This window comes from Microbacterium natoriense, from assembly GCF_030816295.1.
GTDB classification, from domain to species: domain Bacteria; phylum Actinomycetota; class Actinomycetes; order Actinomycetales; family Microbacteriaceae; genus Microbacterium; species Microbacterium natoriense_A.
In genome coordinates, this window is the sequence record NZ_JAUSXV010000001.1 from 185,152 (window position 1) to 207,437 (window position 22,286).

Below are 22,286 nucleotides of genomic sequence, written 5' to 3' on the forward strand. Positions count from 1 at the left end.
GGCCACCGACATTCAGGGGCGGGTTTCAGGCTGATCAGAGTAGGTATCTGCGGAAAGCACAAATTTGTGCATCATGGTAATAGTGAAGTACGGTAACTATTATGCAACCGTTGCTCCTTGACCGTCTTCTCCAGATCGCCGATCTGTTCCAGAAAGACATGGCCCGTGCTTTCGACGGCACCGGACTCACCCCCGCGCGCGTGCATCTGCTCTGGGCGCTGCAGCACGCCGGCCCCTCTACGCAACAGGCGCTCGCTCGCCTCTGCGGCGTCTCGCCGCGCAACATCACGGGTCTGGTCGACGCCCTCGAGGCATCAGGTCACGTGCGACGCTCCCCTCATCCCTCCGATCGGCGGGCCGTGCTCGTCGAACTCACCGGCACTGCGACCGAGACCATGACGCAGATGCAGCAGGAGCACGCCGACCTCGATGCCACGCTCATCGCCGCGGTCGCGCCAGAGGATCGCGCGGCGGTCGAGCGCGGAATCACGGCGATCGCCCTGCATCTCGAGACGCTGGTGGCGGATGCCGCGGCGAGCGAGCCCGCAAAGGGAGCACCATGACATCCACCGCCGCCCTTCCGACCCGAGGCGCCCGCATCATCGACGCCGCCCGCAGAGCGCTGCACGCGGAACTCCGCGTCTACTCGAGCATCGGCCGCGCGATCACTCGTCGCCCCGCGATTCCACCTGGAGGCACCGGCCTCGGCTACCACCGGCCAGTACTGACCGTGCTGTTCATCTTCATCGGCCTGTCGGCCGTCGAGATACCGATCATCGATCTCATCGTGCACCGCTGGCCGCCCGTGCGGATCACCATGCTCGTCATCGGCATCTGGGGAGTCACCTGGATGCTCGGCATGCTCTGCGCGATGCTCATGCGCCCCCACACGGTCGGCCCCGACGGCATCCGCGTGCGCAGCGGCTTGGAGATCGACGTCGCCGTCTCCTGGAACGACATCGCGTCGATCGCCGTGTCGCGCCGGGTCGACGAACCGAAGCAGCCGCGAGTGTCGGACGGTGAGTACTCCGAGCGGATGCAGAACGAGACGAACATCCTCATCGAGCTCGAGCGCCCCACCCGCATCCGCCTACCCGGCCTGGCCCCGAAGGGCGGCGAGCATGTCGTCGACAGCATCCGGCTGTGGACGGACGAGCCGCGCTCGTTCATCGCCGCCGCCCGCCCGTTCCTGACGGCGGCGGCGTGAGCGTCATTCCAGCCCGCGGGCGGCGAGCCATTCCTTCGCGACCCGGGCAGGCGCCCTCAGCAGCCAGGCGTCGGCGATGATCTCTACCAAGCGCTCGCTTTCGATCGCGTCGAGCCGCACGAGCAGCCCCGGGTAGCCGTCGAAGTGCGGAATGCTGAACAGCCACTCGGGCTCCGCGGCGAGCAAGGCTTCCTTCTCCTCGACCGAGCCGACCCGCACACCGAGCACCGGGCCCTCCGGCCATGCACGTCCGAGGGACTCGAGTTGACGCAGGTCGGCACCCGTCGGGCCGCGCATCCAGGCGATCTGACCGCTCTTCAGCCGCCAGGCCGGCTCCCCCGTGTGTCCGCCTGTGCGCTCCTCGACCCCCGGCAGCGCCAGCGCGATCTCCCGGACGTCATCGATCGTGGCCATGCCACCATCGTCCCGCGCAGCGACCGTCGACGCAACGGCCGGTCAATAGACTCGGGGTGGGGGGAAACATGGATTCCGGTCTGCTGTACATCATCGGCCTGTTCGTCGTCGGTATGGGCTTCTCGCTCTGGGCGCTGCTGCGCCCGGATTCGTGGATGCGCGTCGATCGCGTCACGTGGGGGTGGATGCTCAAGGGCGGACGTGACGCAGAGCTGAGCGACGGCGGGCGCACGTGGATCCGCATCCGTGGCGTGATCGGCATCGTCGTCACGGTGATCGCCTGCGGCGTCCTGCTGTCGCTGCGCGCCGACGCGATCGGCCGCGCCGACGCCTCGGACCAGCAGAGGACGAGGGAAGAACAACGGCAGCAAGTGGCCGAGGCGTGGGGAGCCGCCGGAGACGGCATCCGCGTGCTCGTTCCGACCGGTGGCGCGGCCTCCGATTCGATCGCCCCCGAAGAGGTGGCTTCGACCATCACAGGCTTCCAGGTGGTGCAGGACGACGGTGCGAGTCCCGAGTATCTGCGCGAGCTCCCCGTGTTCCGCAACGGCGACGAGCTCGTGATGCGCAAAGACGAGTTGGCGACGGTCTTCGCAGGCGTCGACCTGCTCATCGGCACTACCTCGGTATGCGACGTGAGCAAGGTGATCGTCACGTCCGAACCGGACCGCGTGGTGCTCGACGTCGTCTACGCGACGACCGCGTCGTACGGCGGCTCGTTCACCTGCACGCAGAAGTCCATCGGAAACGTCGGTCTGACCCCCGTGGACCTGCCGGAGCCGCTGGGCGACAGAACCGTCGCGCTGGCTGACGGCACCACCCTCACGGAGATCGGTTCGCGCTGACCTCCTGCGCTCCGCCGACTGCGCTCCGCCGACTGCGCTCCGCGCGAAAAGTCGGAGTCCCCTGGAGACGCGCCGCCCGGAGCACCCCGGGCACCGTGTGTCGCGACGAGACTCCGACTTTTCGAGCGCGGCGCTGCGCGTTCTCAGCGCACGATGCGGACGGTTCGCACCTCGAAAGGACGCAGCGACAGCGCGGCGCCGAGCCGCGGAGCGTCGAGTTCGTCTTCGATCAGCGTGACTTCGCGCACCTCGCGATGCTCGAAAGCGACCGCGAGTTCGCCTGACATCCGGCGTCCGAGCGACTCGTAGAGCCGCACGATCACATCACCCGAGCCGTCGGCCGCGAGCTTGACGCCCGACACGACGATGCCGTCGCCGGACACGGAGACGAGTGGCTCCACCTCGCGCTCACCATGCACCGTCGTCGACGGGGAGTTGAGCGCGATGCCCTCGGCGGTCGCGATCGCGGCGTCCGCTCCGATCACGAAGCCGACCTGGATCTCGTGGCGACCGTGGTCGGTGTCGGGATCAGGGAACCGCGGTGCGCGCAGCATCGAGAGCCGCAAGGTCGTGGTCACGTCGTCGTCGGACACCTCGCGCGAGGTGTCGTAGCCGTAGATCGAGTCGTTCACGAGGGCCACGCCGAAGTCCTGCTCGCGCACCAGCACGAAGCGGTGCATCGAGGTCTCGAACTTCGCCGCCTCCCAGCTCGTGTTCGTGTGCGTCACGCGCGCCTGGTATCCGAACTGCGTCTCGGCCTCGGTGTGCGCAGCCTGCACATCGAGCGGGAACGCGAGCTTCAGCAGCTTCTCGGTCTCGTGCCAGTCGATGTCGTTGCGCAACGCGACGGTACGAGAATCCGGTCGCAGGGAGATGGTCTGCTCGATCGACGACTCGGAGAACCGGCGGGTCACCGTCACGACGGCGGCGCCATCGACGAGGGATGCCGTGATCGACGACACCTCGGTGAGATCGACGACACTGTTGCGGTAGTAGCGGTCGATGTCCCACGCATCCCACATGTTGGGGAAGTCCTGGTGCAGCTGGAACAGGTTCGCCGCGCGCCCCGGCGCCACCGCCTCACGGCCCGTGGACTTGTCGACGGCAGAGGTGATCAGGCCGTCCCCCGAGACGAGCACCGAGACGAGGTCGTTCTCCAGTCGCCAGCCTCCGCCCTCTTCAGTCAGGGAGGTGGGGCGTTTCGTCTCGCTCCGCTCGCTCAACGACCGAGTATCGAGGGCAGCGCCGGTCGTCGGGTCGAACCGCAGTTCGCGCTCGCCTTCGCCCGCGAGCGAACGGCGAGCGGCATCCGAGAGCTTCCGCGCCTGCTCGAGCACCTCGGTGAGCACCTCGACGGCCTCGCGATGCACCCAGGCGATCGAGGTGCCGGGAAGGATGTCGTGGAACTCGTGCAGCAGCACGGTCTGCCACAGGCGATCGAGCTCGTCCTGCGGATACGCGGCCCCCGTGCGCACAGCATCCGTCGCCGCCCACAGCTCAGCCTCGACCAGAGCGTGCTCCGCCCAACGGTGCAGCGCCTTCGTGGCGTGCTGGCTGGTCAGGGTCCCCCGGTGGAGCTCGAGGTACAGCTCTCCGACCCAGATCGCCGGATGCGGCAGCTCGGCGCGCGCGGCGTCGAAGAAGACGTCGGGATGCTCCCAGACCACCTGCGCGCTGCCCTCGAGGTCGGCCAGTCGGGACGCCTTTCCGGTCATCTCGCGCGTGGTGCCTCCGCCGCCGTCGCCCCAGCCCACCGGTGCGATCGAGCGGGAGGAGACGCGGTTCTCCTTGAACTGGCGCGAGGCCTTGGCGACCTCCATCCCGCTCAGCTGCGAGTTGTAGGTGTCCATCGAAGGGAAGTGCGTGAACATCTGCGAACCGTCGATGCCCTCCCACAGGAACGTGTGGTGCGGGAAGACGTTCTGCTGATTCCACGAGATCTTCTGCGTGAAGAACCACTCGAACCCGGCACGGCGCATGAGCTGGGGCAGCGCCGGCGAGTAGCCGAAGCTGTCGGGCAGCCACACGCCCTTCGAGCGGATGCCGAACTCGCTCTCGAAGAACCGCTGGCCGTATTGGAACTGGCGCACGAGCGACTCGCCAGATGGCATGACCGTGTCGGACTCGACCCACATGCCGCCCAGCGGCAGGAATCGCCCTTCCGCCACCGCTGCCTTGACGCGGGTGTAGACCTCGGGGCGGTGCTCCTTGAGCCAGGCGTATTGCTGCGCGCTGGACATGCCGTACTGGAACCCGGGCTGCTCCTCGAGCAGCGTGGTCATCGACGACGTCGTGCGGGCCACCTTGCGGATCGTCTCGCGCACGGGCCACAGCCAGGCCGAGTCGATGTGGGCGTGGCCGACGGCGGAGATGCGGTGCGCGCTCGCCTCTGCGGGAGCGGCGAGCACGTCAGCGAGCTTCGCCCGAGCGTCGGATGCCGTCTCGGCGATGCGCTGCAGGTCGAGCACGTCGAGGGCGTCGTCCATCGCCTGCAGGATGCGCATGCGGCGCGGCGAGGTCGCAGGAAGCTCCGCCTGCAGCTCGAACAGCACCTCGAGGTCGAGGGACAGCTCGAAGATCTCCTGCTCGAACACCGCGAGGTCGATGCGTCGGGTGCGGTACAGCGGCTCGGGAGAGGACGTGCGGATGTCGCCCTCCTGCGTCGGCAGGAACGGGTGGTAGTCCAGCAGCACGGGGTTCGCCGCCGCCTCGAGGTAGAGCTCGACCGGCTCGTCGCCGTGCGCCGACTCGGCGACGGGCACCCACTGGTTGCGCGGATTGATGCTCTTCACCGGAGTGCCGTCTGGGCGGTACGCGAGCGCCTCGCACTGGAAACCCGGCATGTTGATGTCGAAGCCGAGGTCGATCACGGCCTCGACGCGACGGCCCGCCCACTCCGCGGGAACGCGGCCCGAGAGCTTGAACCACGTGGTCGACCAGGCTGGTCCCCACGCGCTCGGCACGGCGACCGGCGCGAAGTCGAGGGCCAGCCCGTCTGCCGGCGCGATCGGCTCACCCGGCAGCTCGTGAGCCTCGACGGTCAGGGGCACGGATGCCGAGTGGATGGCGGGGCGGATGCGCTCATCGAGCACCCGCTTGACGCGGCCGAGGGTGAGAGTGGTGTCGTCATGCATGAAGGAGCGTCTCCGGTCGACGGTCGAGGTTTACTCAGGTTACTTTACTAAAGCGATATAGCCCACGGGTCGATCCGGTGTCCGACGCTACGGCGCGAGCGGGGTGCTCGGAGCGGGGACGCCGATGCGCTCATCGACCTCGCGGAACTCGGCGAGTGCCAGCTGCGATCCCCCGTTCCAGGCCCGCTCGGCCATGGCGCGAAGCGGCGAGCGGATGCCGGCGAGCACCTGCTCAGCACTCTGCGCGTCCGCGTCGTCCGACCACACCGAGAACACTGAACCGCGCAGGGAGGACGGGTAGGGCTGGGCGATCTCCTGGCGCGTTCCGTCGGTCAGCGCAGGGAACAGCCCCGGGTGCCAGTCGGCCTCCCATATCCTCGCGCTCGTGGGGTAGACGTACCCCGCCTTCTCGCCCAGCACGTAGTAGAACAGCGTGTCGTGGAAGTTCACGAGCTCATGTCCGGCGGTCAGCGCGGCCGACAGTGGGCTCATCCCGGCATGCCAGTTCGTCCACCAGGCCAGCGCCACCTGCGGGTCGAGCGCCACGACCTGCCCTCGCAGCATCCCGTCGTTCCAGACGCGGGCGGCGAGACCGCGCTCACGCAGGTGGACCGCAGTCCGGTTCACGAAGTCGGTGAGCAGATCGAATCCCGTGGCCTGCTCGCCGAAGCGCTCACGTGCCGCCTGCTGAAGCACGGGATTGTCGTCGATGCGGGCGAAGTCGACGAACTCGTCACCGCCGAGGTTCCAGCGCGTGCTGTGAGGGAACAGCCGGGCGACGTCGTCGATCAGCATGTGCGCGAAAGCCACAGCGTCGTCGCGGGTGATGTCGAGAGCGTGGTCGATCGGACGCCCGTCGGATGCGGCGAGCCGCAGCTCAGGACGTGAGGCGAGGACGTGCCCCAAGTGCCCCGGCATGTCGAGCGAAGGGACCAGATCGATGTGCAGGTCGGCTGCAGCATCGGCGATCTTCCGCGCCTCCGCACGTGAGACGTGCAGCGGCGAGACGACCTCGGCGAAAGAGTCGGACCCGATCCGGAACCCCTCGTTCTCCGACAGGTGCCACTGGAACGAGTTGATGCCGACATCGGCGAGAACGGGGAGCAGCTCGAGGATCCACGCCGCAGCGAAGTGCTTGCGCGCCGCGTCCAGATGAAAGCCGCGCTCCGGCACCGCGGGCGCGGACCGCACGCGACCGCGAGGCACCGCGCCCTGAGCTCGCAGGTTGTGCAGCACCTGCCTGGTCGCGCGGAAGGCGCCTTCGGGGGTCGATGCGCGCACCTCGATGTCGTCGTCGACGTCGATCGAGAACGCCTCCGCGACGTCGCCCTCGGCCTCAGTCTCGGCCGGGCGTCGCAGGCGCACGATCTGCCGATCGCCGCCGGGAATGCCCCGCTCTGCGAGCTCGCGCTCGAGACGCAACGCCTCGGCGCTCAGCGACGGCTCGTCGGTGACGACCCGCACGGCGTTCGGCCGCCAGAATCCGCCCGTCAGTGCGGCGAGCTGCGGCTGCGGGATCGCAAGCCACCTCGGCGAGATCTCGGCATCCGCTGTCATCCCTTGACGCTGCCCTCTTCGACGCCTTTGAAGAACTGCCGCTGCAGCGCGGCGAAGAGCAGGATGATCGGCACGAGCGCGATCATCGTGCCGGCGGCGATCACGCGCGGATTCGCCGCGAAGTTGGAGCTCAGGTACTGCATGCCGACCGTGAGCGTGTAGTTCGCCGGATCCGAGAGCACGACGAGTGGCCACAGGAAGTCGTCCCACGCCCCGATGAACGCGAACAGCGCGACCACCGAGACCATGCCGCGCACGTTCGGCCACACGATGTGACGCAGCCGCTGCATGGTGTTCGCACCGTCGATCGTGGCCGCGTCCAGCGTGTCGGGCGGGATCATGCGGCACGCCGCCATCATCAGCAGCACGTTGATCGCGGCGATCGCGCCCGGCAGGAAGACGCCCCAGAGCGTGTTCGCGAGACCGAGGGACTTCACCGTGAGGTACTGGCTCGTCAGCGTGACCTCTCCGGGGAGGAGCAGCGTGGAGAAGATGACCGCCAGCACGATCCACTTGCCGCGGAACTTCATGGTTCCCAGCGCGTAGCCGCCGATCGTGGCGAACACGACGTTGGTGACCACTGTGCCCACGCCGACGAGCAGGGAGTGCCAGGCGTAGTCGAGCACCGGGATCGTGCGGAACACCTCGGCGTAGTTGTCGAGCGTCGGCGCCGAGGGGATCAGAGATGGAGGGAAGTCGTAGATGTTCTCGGTCGCGCCCTTGAAAGACGTCGACATCTGCCAGAGGAAGGGGAACACCATGATCGCGAGCACGATCAGCAGCAGGGCGTACTTTCCGATCAGGCCGCCGAGCGACGGCTTCATGATGTCGGCCGAGCCCTTGGTGCGGTACGCGCGCTCGCGTCGCAGCTCCTGGTTCACGCTCATCGGGTGACCCCCTGCGTGCTGCGCGCGATCTTCGCGGCCTTCGCCGTGCGCCTCGTGGCGAGCGCCTCCTTGATCGTGTCGCTGTTGTTGATCACGCCGACGACCGCGAGCGGCACGAGTGTCAGGAGGAACAGCACGAGCGAGATCGCCGACGCATACCCCACCTGACCGTTCAGTCCCTTGCCCATCGACTGGATCAGCATGACCATGCTCATCGCCCGACCGCCTGGTCCGCCCGATCCGTTGGAGAGCACGTAGAGCTCGGTGAAGACGCGCATCGCCCCGACGCAGACCAGCACCGAGACGAGCATCATCGGCCCGCGCACGCCCGGGACGGTCACGGACCAGAAACGGCGCCAGCGGCCGGCGCCGTCCATCGCCGCCGCCTCATGCAGCTCACGACCGACGTTGCCGAGCGCTGCGAGGTACACGACCATGTAGTAGCCGAGACCCTTCCACACGGTGAGGCCGATCGCGCAGCCGATGAGCAGCCAGCGATCCGAGAGGAACTCGATGGGCCGATCGGCGAGGCCGAAGAACTTCAGCGCGGAGTTCACTGTGCCGCTACCAGAGAACAGGAACTCCCAGACGATCGCCACGACCACGGCCGAGGCGATCACCGGGAAGTAGAAGGTGGTGCGGAAGAACCCGATTCCCGGGATCTTGCTGTGCACGAGCATCGCGAGCAGCAGGGGCAGGAATGTCAGCAGCGGCACGCAGACCACGACGTAGACGAGCGAGGTCGACAGGGCGTACCCGAACCTCTCGTCTTCGAACAGCTTCGCGAAGTTCGCGAGGCCGACGAACTCCGCGGGGCGGAGGGGACGAGCATCCGTGAACGCCAGCATCACGGTGTTCAGGAACGGCCACAGCGCGAACACGAACACCCAGATCACCGCCGGCAGCACCAGCAGATACGGCGTGAACCATCTCTGTCTCTTCACGGTCTCGTCCTCTCCGCCGCGGCGCTCAGTCAACGACGTTCTGCTGGGCGTACTCCACGGCCTTGTCCAGTGCCTCCTGGCCGGAGATCTCGCCGGTGATCGCGAGCGCGATCTGCTGCTTCGCGTAGGTCTCCATGGCCTCGGTGTACTGCGGGGCGCCGGTCTGCTTCGCATCGGCCATCTGCTCGGCGGCGAGGGAGGTCGCGGTGCCCTGCAGCTCGTTCACCGGGGCTTCGGCGAAGACCGACGGGTCGGAGTTGGCCTCGATCGTGCCGGGGAAGAACCCGGCTGCGAGCTTCACGAACTCGATCTGGTTCGCCGTGTTCGTCACGAACTCCGCGAAGGCGAGCGCGGTGGCGGAGTTGTCCGAGTTCTTCGAGACGCTGATGCCCTGCACGAACAGCGGCGGATTGCCGAAGCCGTTCGTCACGTCGACGTCCGGAAGGAGGTTCGGCGCGTTCACCGCGACGTCCTTGTCGATGTAGTTCGGGCCCGCCGTCGTCCAGGCGACCCCGCCGGTGTTGAAGATGTTGATGTTCGAGTTCGCCGTGCCCGCGCCCTGAAGTGCCTCGGCCGTGATCGCCCCGGCCTTGTAGAGCTCGGCGTAGCGGTCGATGATCTTCGCGGCTTCGGGTGTGTTGAAGACGAACTCCCCGTCCTTGTAGATGTCGGGAGCGGCGCCGACGATCTGCAGCGTCTTCGGGCTCGGCACCGAGGAGAACATCGGCACGCCCGCTGCGGCGAGCTTCTCGGCGGCATCCAGGGTCTCGTCGAAGGTCGTGGGGGCCTGCGTCACACCGCCCTTCGCGAGCAGCGCCTTGTTCCAGTAGTTGAGCTCGGTGCCGAGATACCACGGGAATGCGAAGGAGCCCTCGACGCCGTCGTACTGATAGGCGGCGACGCCGCCGGCGACGTAGTCGTCGATCGCCTTCGACGCGCTGCCGAGGTCGAGCAGCTGATCGGCGGAGGCGAGGGAGTACGCGTACTCGGGCGGCAGGTTGATCACGTCGGGCAGCTCACCCGACTCGGCCTGCTGCAGGATCTTGTCCTCGTAGCCGTCGCCGGGCTGGTCGATCCATGTGACCTTCGTGCCGGGGTGCTCCTTCTCGAACGACGCGACGACGTCTTCGAAGTAGGGCGTGAACTTGTCGTTCTTGAGCGACCAGGTCTGGAAGGTGATCTCGCCGGTGATCTCTCCGTCGCCTCCTCCGCCTGGGGCGGGAGAGCCGCCGCCGGTGCAGCCGGCGAGGATGAGGGATGCCGCGACCGCGAGGCCCGCGACTGCTGTGGAACGGTGCTTCATGGACTTCTCCTTCGAAGTGGCCGGGGCTGGGGCGCCTGCGGGAGGCGCTGTGACAACCCTCACTAAAACGGTATAGTGACCATAGCATGCCACATGTCGCTCGACAGGTCGACCCCGGGATGCGCGCCGTTTCAGCGTCGATACTCGAAAGGACAGCGATGCCCAGCTCCCTCGCTCCGCTGCGCTTCGGCGCCAACTACACACCCCGGTCGCAGTGGATGCACTCGTGGATGTCTCTCGACCTCGACGAGGTGAAGCGCGACTTCGAGGCCCTCGCGGAGCTCGGGCTCGACCACGTGCGCATCTTCCCGCTCTGGACGATCCTGCAGCCGAACCGCACCCTGATCAGAGACCGAGCCGTCGCCGATGTGCGCGCCGTGGTCGAGCTGGCCGGAGACTTCGGCCTCGATGCGAGCGTGGACGTCATCCAGGGGCATCTGTCGAGCTTCGACTTCATCCCGTCGTGGCTGTCCACCTGGCATGACAAGAACATGTTCACGCACCCCGACGCTCTGAGCGGGCAGGTCGAGCTCGTGACCCGGTTGGGTCAGGCCCTGGGATCAGAACCGAATTTCCTCGGCTTCACGCTGGGCAACGAGACGAACCAGTTCTCCGCCGCGACCCATCCCTCCCCCTGGCCGGTGAGCGAGTCCGAGGCCGCGAACTGGATCACGACGTTGCTGGATGCCGCCGCGGCCGCCGCGCCCGCACAGCAGCATGTGCACAGCGAGTACGACGCCGCCTGGTACATGGACGGCCACGGCTTCACCCCCAAGCTGGCGTCCCGCCTCGGCGCCCTCACCACCGTGCACTCGTGGATCTTCAACGGCACCGCCCAGCGGTACGGCGGCAGATCGGCGGCATCCGATCGCCACGCCGAGTACATGATCGAACTCGCGCGCGGCTTCGCGACCGATGCCGATCGCCCGATCTGGCTGCAGGAGGTGGGCGCACCCTCGAACTGCCTCAGCCCTGAGGAGACCCCCGGCTTCCTCGAGGCGACGCTGCGCTCGGTCGCGCGCACGGAGAACCTCTGGGGCGTGACCTGGTGGTGCTCGCACGACGTGAGCCGCAGCCTCGCCGACTTCCCGGAACTGGAGTACACGCTCGGCCTGATCGACGAAGAGGGCGCGGCCAAGCCGATCGGGCGGCGTTTCGCCGAGCTCATCCCCGAACTGCGCGAACGCCGCACCGCTCCCGCCCGCGCGCTCGGCATCGTGATCGACGTCGACGAGGCGGAGACGCCGCTGAACCGCGGCGCGATGAGCCCCGGCGGATCCGTCTTCCAGGCCTGGGTCGACGCGTGCGAGGCGGGTGTCGACGCCGCGTTCGTCACCTCGATCGATGCCGACAGCCCCCAGGCTCTCTCCGCTCGCGGCATCACAGAACTCGTGCATCCGGCTCCCGACGGCGTGGCGTACGACTCGCACAACACCGTGGTGTGAGTTGCGACTAGCGCGGGGCGCCGGTGCTCTCGCGCACCGTGAGCTGCGGCAGTGCGCCGACCCGATCGTCGAGCAGCTCGGCCACCTCGATCTGCTCGAGGAGGAACGCCGCGGCATCGGCTCCGAGCCCGAACGTGTCGCGCGTGATGCTGGTGATCGACGGATGCACGAGTCCCGCGACCACGGAGTCATCGAAGGACGCGATCGACAGGTCGCCCGGCACCGCCAGCCCCATCTCCTGGGCGATGCGCAGGCCGGCGATCGCCATCACGTCGTTGTCGAACACGACGGCGGTGGGCCGATCGGCCCGACTGAGGATCCGTCGCATGGTGGCGGATGCGGCGACAGGCGAGAAGTCGGTGGCGATCACCTCTCCGGTCACGCTTCGGGCTGTGAGACCCCGCAGCACATCGGTGCGCAATCGCGTGTGCTGGAACTCTGCGGGGCCGGCGACGTAGACGATCGACCGGTGGCCGAGAGCCGAGAGGTAGTCGAAGAGCGAGTGCGCGACCTGGCTGTCGTCCAGCCACAGCGCCGCCGGGTCTCCATCAGCCGAGGGATGGCTGCCGATCACGACGGCGGGCAGCGCGAGCTCGGTGAGCGCGGCGAGACGCGGATCGTCGTCCCGGGGATCGATCACGATCACTCCGTCGACCTGATTGGCGCTGCGCCAGCGCCGGTATGTCGCCACCTCGTCGTGGATCGACGAGACGAGCACCATCTGCATCGCGATGTGCCGCTCTGCGAGAGCCGACTGCACGCCGGCGATGAGATCCGTGAAGAACGCCTCGGTGCCCAGGGTTCCCGCCGGCCGGTTGACGGCGAAGCCGATGACGCCCGCACGGGCGCCGACGAGCGCACGGGCGGCTGAACTCGGCTGCCATTGATGCTCTGCCGCGATGTCGAGGATGCGCTGCCGAGTCTGCTCGCTGACTCCGGGGCGTCCGTTCAGCGCGAAGGACACCGCCCCCTGAGAGACGCCGGCCAGTCGGGCGATGTCCGTGATCGTCACGCGCTTCGGTTTGGACATTCCCCAACTGTAGCGATCGAGTTCGTTCGCGCTTCTTGGACTGTGCACAGAAGCGGTGCTCTGCTAGTGTCTCGCTAAAGCGCTTAAGTAGTCGCAGTGCTGCGACGCGACTTGGGCATCCCCTCGAAGGAGAGAGCAATGAAGCGAACCACCGCGCTCGGATTGGGCGCACTTCTCACAGGACTCGCGGCGTTCACCGCACAGCCGGCGACGGCCGACGCCGCGTCTCCGGCCGGCGCCGGCGATCCGCTCAGCACGACGCAGTGCGAAGCGGCACCGCAGACCATGGCGTACTACCGAACATGGCGGGACGTCACTGTCCCGCAGAACGCGAATTCGAACCTGCCCGACCCGAACGTGACGCGGATGACCGATCTGCCCGCGGAGATCGACGTCGCGATGGTGTTCGATGCCGGAGCGACAGCCGGCACGGACTACTGGCCGACGCTGCGCGACACCGACGTCCCCGCCCTGCATGCCAGGGGAACCAAGGTCGTCTACACGCTCTGGATCGACAAGCTCGCGAAAGCCGACATCCCGCTCGACGACGCCTCGTACCGCGCCTACGCTCAACAGCTCGTCGACACCTACGTGACCCCGTACGGACTGGACGGCATCGACGTCGACGTCGAGTCCTACCCGCAGGGCGACGACCTCACCCGCGCGATCGGCGTGTTCGACGCCCTCGGCGAGCTCATCGGCCCGAAGTCGGGCAGCGATCGCATCTTCATCTACGACACCAACCAGACCGGCGACACGCCGCTGTTCGAAGCCGTCTCGGGCAACATCTCCTACGTGCTGCTGCAGGCCTACGGTCGTGGGGTCTCGGGCATGCAGGCGACGTGGGAGACCTTCGCCGACGACGTGGCGCCGTGCCGGTTCCTCCCCGGCTTCTCGTTCTACGAGGAGCAGGACCGCACGCACTGGGGCGACGCCGAGGGCATCTACGACTCGACGACCGCTCCCTCCTCGACCGCGTACCAGTACGCCATCTGGCAACCGGAGGAAGGCGCGAAGGGCGGCTTCTTCGCCTACGCCGTCGACCGCGACGGCAAGGTCTACGGCGACGACACCATCACGAAGACCGATTTCACGTGGATGCGCAACCTCTCCCGCGTGCAGGACGACGCGGCAGGCGTCGAGCCTGCACCCCCGGCGGCGCCGACCGCCGCTGTCGACGCCGATCGGGTGACGCTGCGCGGCACCGGCGTCGCCGGCGCCGAGATCTCGGCGACCACGAGCGGCCCTGGGCGCACGGCGACCGCCGCGACTGCGGCTGTCGCCGCCGACGGCACCTGGACGATCGTCCTCGATCGCAAGCTGACTCCTCCGCAGTCTGTCGCCGTGTCGCAGAGCGTCGACGGCTCGGCATCCGAGGCCGTCGAGGTGCGCTTCCGCCCCGGAGCGCACTGACCAGGCGCCTCACTGGCATGCCGCAGAACGCGAACCGCCCTTCCCCGATCAGGGAAGGGCGGTTCGCGCGTGGGCGTGGTCGTGGTCGTCAGAGGCTCACATCTCCGACGAGGTTGACCGCGATCCCCATGCCCGCGAACATCGCCGCCTTGGCGATCAGTGCACGATCGGCGGTCTCGGCATCCGGCGCGTAGACGAGCTGCGCGTGGTTGGCCTTGTGCCGCGCCATGAACTGGTCGCGCGTCTGGCCGCGCAGCACGACATGAGCGATCGGCCACTCGGGGTTCGTGGCCTCCTTGCGGCGACGGGTCTCCTCCTCCGGCAGCTCTACGACCGAGGCCCGGAAGACATCGGCCTGCAGGATGCCGTCGGCGATGAACACGCGCGACAAGACGATCTCGCCCGGCCTCGAGACGCCGTTGATCGTGGCGCCGCCCGCGGGGAAGAACACGTGACCCTGCCGCCACCCCTCGGCCTGGTCCCAGCCGCCGAGATGCGATGCGGGGACGGAGCCGGAGATCTCGTACACCCAGACGAACTCGCCGTCGTACTCCTCTCCCCACCGGACGTCGTGCAGCGTGTTGTCGGGCACGAGTCCCATCGCGCGCCAGACGCGGTCGGTGACGAGCGCGTCGACCGCGACCCCCTCGTCCGCTTCGTTGAAGTGCGGGAAGGCCCGGCCCTCGTGCAGCACGCGCGAGCCGTCGCGCGAGGTCACGGGAGGGCGCTCGGTGGAGTTCAGGATGCCTTCGGCGAGGTCGGATGCCGGCACGAGGTCCTTGAGCCCCTGCTGATACTGGATGCCGACCGCGTCGAGACCGAAGTCGTCCGCGATGCGGAGAGCGGCGATGTACATCTTCAGCTGCCACTGCACCTGCTCGCGGGTGAGTTCGGTGACGGCATCCTCGCCGTATCGGAAGGTCATTCCGTGGTCGATCAGCCAGTCGTAGGCGGCATCCGCCTCGTCCTCGCCGACCTCGAGCATCTCGGCGTACAGCGCCGACTGGGAGAGCCGCTCCTTGTAGATGCCCGTCTTGTTGAGCAGCTCGTCGTCGAAGATCGCGTTGTACATGCCCATGCACCCCTCGTCGAAGACGCCGATGATCGCCTTCTCCGCGTGGAGCTGGGCGGCGAGCGCCTCACCGAGACGCTTCTCCGGGCTGTCGGGCAACTCGGGCAGCGGACGCACGTGCGAGTCGTCGTGGGTGATGGCGCCGGTCTCGGTCCACTCCCTGATGGCGTCGGTGAACCAGTCGTCGGTGTAATCGACCGACCAGGTCGTCGCATAGGGCTTGCCCATCTTGGTCAGGCCCGCGTTCAAGCCGAGCAGGCCGACGAGGCCCGGCCAGTCCCCCGCGAAGTTCGCCACGGTGAGGATCGGCCCCTCGTGAGTGCGCAGGCCCGCGAGAACGTGGTGCGAGTACTGCCAGTTTGCGATGGCCACGACGAGGGGGGCGTCGACAGGGATGTCTCGGAACACCTCCAATCCCATCCGCTGGCTGGAGATGAAGCCATGTCCGGTCGCCGGGTCGACACCGAACGGGCGGACGACCGTCCATCCGAGGCCATCGAGCACGCCGGTCACGCCCTCCTCGAGTTCGACCTGGGTGGGCCAGCCCGCGACGTTCGCCGACTCCCGGAGATCTCCGGAGGTGATGAGATAGGCGGTCTTCGGGGCGGATGCCGGCCGGACGACGGGTGCGGGCAGGGTGTAGGTGGTCATGATGCCTCCGGTGTCAGGGTGTGGATGGTGTGCGACTCCCCGTCTCGGAGTCGGATGCCGCGTCCGACGCTGCGACCGTGCAGCCGCAGATCGCCGATGTCGAGGGTTCCGCCGTCGAGACGGAGCGTGAGCGCATCGCGGTCGATCTCGACCCGGCCCCAGCCGGAGCCGGTCGTGAACAGGCTGCGGAAGGGCCCGTCAGTCGCCGGAGCGAAGGAGAGAACGCGGTCAGGCGCGTCCCATTGCGCCCCGCTCACGCCGAGCAGCAGCGCCCAGGACGCGAGGGAGCGGGCGTAGTGGTTGCCGCACTCGATCTCGTTCCAGGGGCTGCGGTGGGTGCCGTCGTAGCGAGCGCGGAGCGCCCGTTCGATGCGGAGGGCTTCTTCATAGCGGCCCGCGAAGAGGAGGGAGGCCGCGACCTGGTGCTCCACGCCCGTCCACACCTCGTCCGAATAGACGAAGGGAATCGCCGGACGCCCACCCCGGGGCCAGGACGCGAGCAGCAGTCCGCCCTCGTCGTTCAGCGCGTACACGCGCTGCGTGCTCTCGTGGGCGGAGAGATCGTCGCGCAGGTTGTACCTGGCGATGGCGCCGAGCGCCGAGTCGACCCGATCCTCGGGCAGCAGATGACCGAGTCCGTTCACGAAGGCGTGGAACTGTCCGAGCAGCTGGTCGGACAGCACGCCGTCGCCGTACTGGTAACGATGAGCATCGGCATCGTCGATGACCTGCCGGTAGTACTCGCCGTTCCACAGCGTCGCGTCCATGGCGGCGGCGACGTGCTCGGCGCGCGCGGTCCAGCCGCGGGCGCGCTCGACCTCGCCGAGGTGGGCGGCCATCCGCGCCCCCGCCCGCAGCGCGGCGAGGTACACGCCGTTCGCGAGCGGCTCCGCCCCGTGGAACTCGATGTCGTAGGTGTTGTGCATCTCGCCGTCGAGCAAGCCGTCGCCGTCTCTGTCCCACTCGCGGATCGCGTAGTCGAGGGTGCGGGATGCCGCGGGCCACAGCTCGCGGAGGAACTCCTCGTCGCCGCTGAACCGCCACTCCCGGTGCAGGCGGAGCAGGGTGCCGAGCTGCCCGTCGACGGCAGGACCCATGAACCAGGAGGGCCCGCCGAAGATACGGTTGCCGCGGAACTTCTGCGCACCGGCGTCGTCGGTCTCGAGCAGGTACTCGACCCGGCGAGCGCTGCGTTCGAGCGAGGGGAACAGCCAGGCGAGCGTCTGCGCGTACGACCACACGTGCGTGCAGGTGCCTTCGCAGGAGCCGCCGTGATCGAACGAGCCCTCCCATGCCGCGAACACCGGCCCCTCCCCCAGCTCCGCGTTCGGGGACTCGACGACGAAACCGGTCGTCGAGCGTGCCGCAGCGACGTTCGCGCCGATCGCATCGACCAGGACCGCGTCGAGGCTGCCGCCGTAGAGGGCGTCGACGAAGGCGTCGGTGGCCCGCTCCAGCGCCGGGAGCTCGTCGTGGAGATGCCGCGCGGCCGTCCATGCGTCCGGCCACAGCGTCGCGTAGTGGTTGCGCACGACGCCGTCGTCCGGGTCGTCGAGGACGATGTGCCCGTGCCACCCCCGACGCCGGTTCGGGAAACTCCACGACAGCACGAACTCGAAGTCGCGGCTCTCCCCGGGCGCGAGCGTGTGAATGATCCCCAAGGAGCCGGTGCGGATCCGCGGCAGTTTCGCGAGCATCTCCTGCTCGGTCAGCGGCGCCGCGTCAGGGTCCGCATCGAGCTCGGCGAACAGCCCGCGAGGGCGATCCTCCAAGGTCAGTCGCGGTTCGGCGGCGAGCAGCCCGTCGTCGGTGAGGTCGTTCCAGAACAGCCGCGCGCCGTCTGGCCAGTAGCTGGTCACCCATTGCGGCTTGACGGTGGTCGCGGCATCCGTCGTCGTCAGGCTCAGCGTGCCGTAACCGGGGTCGTCCGGAGGAAGGTCGATGCCGAAGTCGAGTCCGCGCACGGCGCCGTCGTCTCGCCAGCGCACGGTCTGAGTGGCGCGCATCCCCCAGGGCGCGTCGGGCCCTGGAGCGGCGTGTCCGGCGGTGTGCGAGACGCTGCCGACCACGGTTACCGCCACCGGACACGTACCGGGATTGGTGACCCGGTAGCGGAGGACCGCGGCGGGGATGCCGGAGGCGTCGGCGTCGAGCGGCACGAGCGGCGTGAACGCGTGCAGCGAGACGTCGACCGGAAGGACGCCGTCGGTGAAGTCGATGTCGACGACCGGATACTCGCCGTGCAGCATCGCAGCATCCAGCCGGGGAAGCCCCGCGAGCTGGTCGAAGGAGTAGCCGGCATCCGCGTCGTGCCGCCCGGTCAGTCGCGCCTCCAGTACCCGCGTCACCGCGGGCCCCGTCTCGGGCGCTGCGTGGATCGCGAAGAAGGAATACGGGTTGCGGCGACCCTTGTCGGGGAGGTTCTCGAACTCCCAGTCGCGCAGCTCGCCGCGTGCTCCGATCGACACGTTGCCGGTGCCGATGCCACCCAGAGGGAATGCGGTCGCCTGCGAGGTGTGCGGGATTCCGCGGGATCGACGGATCATGCCGCCTCCTTCTTCTGCTCGGCGGCGAGCTCGTGCACGACATCCTTGGATCCTTCGTACAGCCGCAGGTATCGATCGAAGAGCGCGTCGTAGCGAGCGCGCAGCGTCTCATCGGGGTGGATCTTCTCGGCGACCGGGTTCCAGTCGGCGATCACGGGAGCGCCGGTCGCCGCGGTGGCGGTCGCGGTCGCCGCGAGGAACGCAGCGCCGTAGCTCGCGCCGATCGTCGTCTCGGGAACGTCCTGCACGAGTCCGGTCGCATCAGACACGATCTGCATCCAGAGCCTTCCCTGCGTGCCGCCGCCGACGGCGACGACGCGACCGATGTCGGCGCCCGCCGCCCGCATCGTCTCGACGTTGTGGCGCACGCCGAGCGCCGTGGCTTCGAGCGCCGCCCGGTACAGATCGCCGCGGGTGTGGCCGAGCGTGAGACCGGCGACGACGCCGCGCGCGTCCGCGTCTTGGATCGGTGTACGTTCGCCGGCGAAGTACGGCAGCATCAGCAGTCCGCGCGCTCCCGGGCCGGACTCCTCGGCGTCGGCGAGGAGCTGCGGATAGTCGGCTCCCGTCAGATCCTTCAGCCACGAAGTCAGCGCCCCTGAGGTGGAGAGACCGCCGGCGAGGTTGCGGGTGCCGGCGAACGCCCCCGCCGTCGTCCACATCGACGGTGTGCGCAGCGTCTCCTCGCCGGTGGCGACGAGGAACATCGTGGTCCCGTACATGAGCATGAGATCGCCGACCTCGTGCGCGCCGACGCTCACGGCCTCGGTCCAGGCGTCGATCGTGCCGGTGATGACGGGCGTGCCCTCCGGGATTCCCGTGGCGGATGCCGCGTCGGGGGTGACCGTGCCGGCCACGTCGCCGGCCCATCGCAGCGGAGGCTGCTCGATCGAACCCGCGTAGCGCGCCCACCAGGGTTCATGCCACCGCTCGCCCTCGATGTCGTAGAGGGGAGAGACCTGACTCGCCGACTGGTGATCGAGCAGGTAGGCGCCGGTCAGTCTGCGGGCGAGCCACGAGGCGGGCATGAACAGCCGCCGCGCTCGAGCCCAGGCCTCCGGCTCCTCCTCCGCGACCCAGACCAGCTTCGGCCCGCCGGCCTGCGAGCTGAGCAGCGAACCACCCACGCGGGCGATCTCTTCGGCGCCGATCTGGGCGGTCATCTGCTCGATCTGCACATGTGCGCGCGTGTCCACGCCGTAGAGGATGGCCGGGCGGACCGGCACATCGTCGTCATCGACCAGCAGGATGCACGGCCCCATGCCGCTGACGCCCACTCCGCCGATCTCGGCCTCGGGCACCGCGGCGATCAGCTCTCGCGCGATCGCGACGAACTCGTCCCACCAGACCAGACCATCCATCTCGACCCAGCCGGTGTGCGGACGGCTGACCTCGTGCGCCCTGGTCGCGGTCGCCAGGATCTCGCCGTCGACGTCCACCAGCACGCCCTTGCTGCTGGCTGTGCCGATGTCCACCCCGAGGGTGCAGCGCATGGTGTCCTCCTTGAAACCCGGGCCGTCGATGCGAACCTGTCGCCACTGTACGCGAAATCGATTTCATGACGCAAGACGCTGTGCGTCCGGGCCTTCGGAGTGACGGGATCCGTCAGCCGCGGATGACGGAGGCCGACTGGATCTCGTTGCGCAGCACGACCGTGCGCGCAGGCTGGGCATCGCCGCCGATGCGCTCCAGAAGCATGCGCGCAGCCGTGACGCCCATGTGCCGCGCTGGCAGCCGGACGACCGTCACGGCGGTCGGCGAGAGCGTGGTGAAGGGCAGCGAGCCGATCACCGCGACGCCCACCTGCGGTGGCGTGAGGCCGTGCTCGGTGAGCACCTGGATAGCGCCGACCCCGATGAGGTTGTTGCCCGCGACGACGGCGTCGGGAGGGTCGGGGAGGGCCAGCAGTTCTTCCATCGCCGCTCTCCCGCCGTCGACCCTGAACGTCGCGAACCGTGCGAGTTCGTCGAGGTCGAGCTCGGGTCGCGACGCTCCCAGCACCGCCCGCCAGCCGGCGGCGCGCTCTGCAGCCGTATCGATGTGCTCAGGACCGCCGATGTAGGCGATTCGGCGATACCCTGCGTCGATCAGGTCTTTCGTGGCCGACGTGCCGGCGGCACGGTTGGCCATCACGACCTCGTCGATGTCGTAGTCGGTGCCGCGGTCGACAGCCACGACCGGCCGCCCCGTGGCGAGGACGCTGTCGAGGTCGGTGTGCTCGTCGGCGGTCGCGATGATGATCCCCGACATGTGCTCGGCGATCGCGATCCGGAGATAGGTCGCCTCCTTCTCCACCTGCGCGTCGGAGTTGCAGAGCACGACAGAATATCCGGCTTCGGAGGCCACGTCCTCGACGCCCCTCGCCATCTCGGTGAAGTACGGATTCTCGATATCGGGGATGACGAGGGCGATGACCTCGGAGCTCTGCCGACGCAGCGTCCTCGCGGTGCGATTCGGCGTGAAGTTCAGACGGGCCGCGGCGTCGCGGACAGCGGCCACCTTCTCCTCCGACACGCTCGTGCCGTTGAAGACGCGCGAGACCGTCGCCGGAGAGACTCCGGCGAGCTCTGCGACGTCGTAGATCGTGGACATGCGAACCTCACTGCGTTGTCCGGATGTGCCGGATGTGAAGCAACAGTATCGTGCACGCATCCGTTCTCTGGCGTTCTGAGGTGAAATCGATTACATTGGCGCCCATGACTTTCGCACCCTCTGACCTGGCGACCCTCGCGACGCTGCGCCCCGTGCAGACGCGTTCGATCTCGCCGGAGAACTTCGATGGATCCGCTGGGGGCGGTGGCCGGGCGACCGAGGGCACGGGCGCATCTTGCGCGCGTGACCTCGGCCCCGGCTGGAAGATCTCGCCCAGCGTCGACGTGAAGGCGGGCGAGACGTTCGACCTCGCCCGCATCCAGGGTTCGGGCAAGATCACGCACATCTGGATCACCACGCACACCGACAACTGGCGCACCCTGCTGCTGCGCGCGTACTGGGACGGAGCCGAGGAGCCCGCCGTCGAGGTTCCGTACGGAGACTTCTTCTGCAACGGGTGGGGAGTCTTCGCCCAGGTCAACTCGCAGACGATCGCCGCCAACCCGCACGGCGGGTTCAACTCGTACTGGCCCATGCCGTTCCGCGACGGTGCGCGGCTCACGCTCGAGAACACATCGACCGTCGATGTGCGCATCTACTACCAGGTGACGTACGAGGTCGGCGGAGATCACTCCGGCGACGCCTACTTCCATGCGCAGTGGCGTCGCTCGAACCCTCTCGAGGACCTCACACCGCACGTGATCCTCGAGGGTATCGAAGGCCAGGGGCAGTACGTCGGCACCTACATCGCCTGGGGCGTGAACTCGAACGGCTGGTGGGGTGAAGGCGAGATCAAGTTCTACCTCGACGACGACACCGACTACCCCACGATCTGCGGGACCGGAACGGAGGACTACTTCGGCGGTGCATGGAACTTCGACATCCCCGGGCAGGGGTACACCGAGTTCTCCACCCCCTACCTCGGGATGCCGCAGGTGATCAGGCCCGATGGCCTCTATGTGAGTCAGCAGCGCTTCGGCATGTACCGGTGGCACCTGCTCGACCCGATCCACTTCGCCACCGGCATCCCGAAGGTCGACATCCAGGCTCTCGGCTGGCGCAGCGGATGGCGTTACCTGCCGCTGCGCGACGACATCGCGTCCACCGCGATGTTCTATCTCGATCGCCCGACCGCTCGGCGTCCGAAGACGCCGAGCGCGGACGATCTGGAGGTGCACCTAGGAACCGCTCCCGTGCCCGACATCGGCGCGACGCCTCCGCGCGATCCGCGGGCCTGACGGTGACC

Annotated in this window: 17 protein-coding genes; 6 read left to right on the forward strand and 11 right to left on the reverse strand. The window is 68.2% G+C overall.

Annotated features, from left to right (window positions below):
• The first annotated feature begins 101 nt into the window (after window positions 1–101).
• Together QFZ53_RS00865 and QFZ53_RS00870 are read left to right on the forward strand one after the other, a co-directional pair.
• Window positions 102–563, forward strand: coding sequence for a MarR family winged helix-turn-helix transcriptional regulator (locus tag QFZ53_RS00865; RefSeq protein WP_307292531.1), 462 nt, complete (start codon window positions 102–104; stop codon window positions 561–563).
• A complete protein-coding gene (locus QFZ53_RS00870; protein WP_307292532.1) occupies window positions 560–1,207 on the forward strand; it encodes a hypothetical protein in 648 nt (215 codons plus the stop codon). Before QFZ53_RS00865 ends, QFZ53_RS00870 begins: the two co-directional genes overlap by 4 nt.
• A 3-nt stretch (window positions 1,208–1,210) precedes the next feature.
• On the opposite strand, the gene QFZ53_RS00875 is transcribed toward QFZ53_RS00870, so the two are convergent.
• Window positions 1,211–1,621, reverse strand: coding sequence for an MmcQ/YjbR family DNA-binding protein (locus tag QFZ53_RS00875; protein ID WP_292904869.1), 411 nt, complete (start codon window positions 1,619–1,621; stop codon window positions 1,211–1,213).
• Window positions 1,622–1,689: 68 nt separating this feature from the next.
• Here QFZ53_RS00875 and QFZ53_RS00880 point away from each other — a divergent pair, with 68 nt between their 5' ends.
• The gene (locus QFZ53_RS00880) at window positions 1,690–2,466 is read left to right on the forward strand and encodes a hypothetical protein (protein ID WP_307292533.1); all 777 of its coding nucleotides are present in this window, start codon (window positions 1,690–1,692) and stop codon (window positions 2,464–2,466) included.
• A 143-nt stretch (window positions 2,467–2,609) separates the two neighbouring features.
• Here QFZ53_RS00880 and QFZ53_RS00885 read toward each other — a convergent pair whose 3' ends face one another.
• The 5 genes from QFZ53_RS00885 to QFZ53_RS00905 all read right to left on the reverse strand — a co-directional run bounded on the left by QFZ53_RS00885 (window position 2,610) and on the right by QFZ53_RS00905 (window position 10,291).
• On the reverse strand, window positions 2,610–5,600 hold the full coding sequence (locus QFZ53_RS00885; protein ID WP_307292534.1) for an alpha-mannosidase: 2,991 nt from the start codon (window positions 5,598–5,600) through the stop codon (window positions 2,610–2,612).
• 87 nt (window positions 5,601–5,687) lie between these two features.
• Window positions 5,688–7,157, reverse strand: a complete 1,470-nt coding sequence (locus QFZ53_RS00890; protein WP_307292535.1) for a family 20 glycosylhydrolase — start codon at window positions 7,155–7,157, stop codon at window positions 5,688–5,690.
• Window positions 7,154–8,044, reverse strand: a complete 891-nt coding sequence (locus QFZ53_RS00895) for a carbohydrate ABC transporter permease (protein ID WP_292904859.1) — start codon at window positions 8,042–8,044, stop codon at window positions 7,154–7,156. The genes QFZ53_RS00890 and QFZ53_RS00895 overlap by 4 nt, the downstream gene beginning before the upstream one ends.
• Window positions 8,041–8,988 carry a carbohydrate ABC transporter permease gene (locus tag QFZ53_RS00900; RefSeq protein ID WP_307292536.1) on the reverse strand — a complete coding sequence of 316 codons (948 nt, stop codon included), beginning with the start codon at window positions 8,986–8,988 and terminating at the stop codon, window positions 8,041–8,043. Before QFZ53_RS00900 ends, QFZ53_RS00895 begins: the two co-directional genes overlap by 4 nt.
• 25 nt (window positions 8,989–9,013) lie before the next feature.
• On the reverse strand, window positions 9,014–10,291 hold the full coding sequence (locus QFZ53_RS00905; protein WP_292904855.1) for an ABC transporter substrate-binding protein: 1,278 nt from the start codon (window positions 10,289–10,291) through the stop codon (window positions 9,014–9,016).
• A 158-nt stretch (window positions 10,292–10,449) separates the two neighbouring features.
• On the opposite strand from QFZ53_RS00905, the gene QFZ53_RS00910 reads away from it, so the two are divergent.
• Window positions 10,450–11,736 (forward strand): glycoside hydrolase 5 family protein, encoded by a 1,287-nt coding sequence (locus QFZ53_RS00910; RefSeq protein WP_292904853.1) that lies wholly within the window; start codon window positions 10,450–10,452, stop codon window positions 11,734–11,736.
• Between the two features lie 7 nt (window positions 11,737–11,743).
• On the opposite strand, the gene QFZ53_RS00915 is transcribed toward QFZ53_RS00910, so the two are convergent.
• Window positions 11,744–12,766, reverse strand: a complete 1,023-nt coding sequence (locus QFZ53_RS00915; protein WP_292904851.1) for a LacI family DNA-binding transcriptional regulator — start codon at window positions 12,764–12,766, stop codon at window positions 11,744–11,746.
• A gap of 138 nt (window positions 12,767–12,904) precedes the next feature.
• Between QFZ53_RS00915 and QFZ53_RS00920 the strand changes: the two genes are divergently transcribed.
• A complete protein-coding gene (locus QFZ53_RS00920) occupies window positions 12,905–14,179 on the forward strand; it encodes an EndoS/ChiA family endoglycosidase (protein WP_307292539.1) in 1,275 nt (424 codons plus the stop codon).
• 88 nt (window positions 14,180–14,267) lie between these two features.
• On the opposite strand, the gene QFZ53_RS00925 is transcribed toward QFZ53_RS00920, so the two are convergent.
• The 4 genes from QFZ53_RS00925 to QFZ53_RS00940 form a co-directional block, all read right to left on the reverse strand.
• A complete protein-coding gene (locus QFZ53_RS00925; protein ID WP_307292540.1) occupies window positions 14,268–15,902 on the reverse strand; it encodes a fucose isomerase in 1,635 nt (544 codons plus the stop codon).
• On the reverse strand, window positions 15,899–18,448 hold the full coding sequence (locus tag QFZ53_RS00930) for a GH116 family glycosyl hydrolase (RefSeq protein ID WP_307292541.1): 2,550 nt from the start codon (window positions 18,446–18,448) through the stop codon (window positions 15,899–15,901). The genes QFZ53_RS00925 and QFZ53_RS00930 overlap by 4 nt, the downstream gene beginning before the upstream one ends.
• Window positions 18,445–19,941: an FGGY-family carbohydrate kinase gene (locus tag QFZ53_RS00935; RefSeq protein ID WP_307292543.1), complete on the reverse strand. Its 1,497-nt coding sequence runs from the start codon at window positions 19,939–19,941 to the stop codon at window positions 18,445–18,447. Before QFZ53_RS00935 ends, QFZ53_RS00930 begins: the two co-directional genes overlap by 4 nt.
• A 112-nt stretch (window positions 19,942–20,053) precedes the next feature.
• Window positions 20,054–21,040, reverse strand: coding sequence for a LacI family DNA-binding transcriptional regulator (locus tag QFZ53_RS00940; RefSeq protein WP_292904841.1), 987 nt, complete (start codon window positions 21,038–21,040; stop codon window positions 20,054–20,056).
• Window positions 21,041–21,144: 104 nt separating this feature from the next.
• Here QFZ53_RS00940 and QFZ53_RS00945 point away from each other — a divergent pair, with 104 nt between their 5' ends.
• Window positions 21,145–22,278, forward strand: a complete 1,134-nt coding sequence (locus QFZ53_RS00945) for a glycoside hydrolase family 172 protein (RefSeq protein ID WP_307292546.1) — start codon at window positions 21,145–21,147, stop codon at window positions 22,276–22,278.
• The last annotated feature ends 8 nt before the right edge of the window (window positions 22,279–22,286 follow it).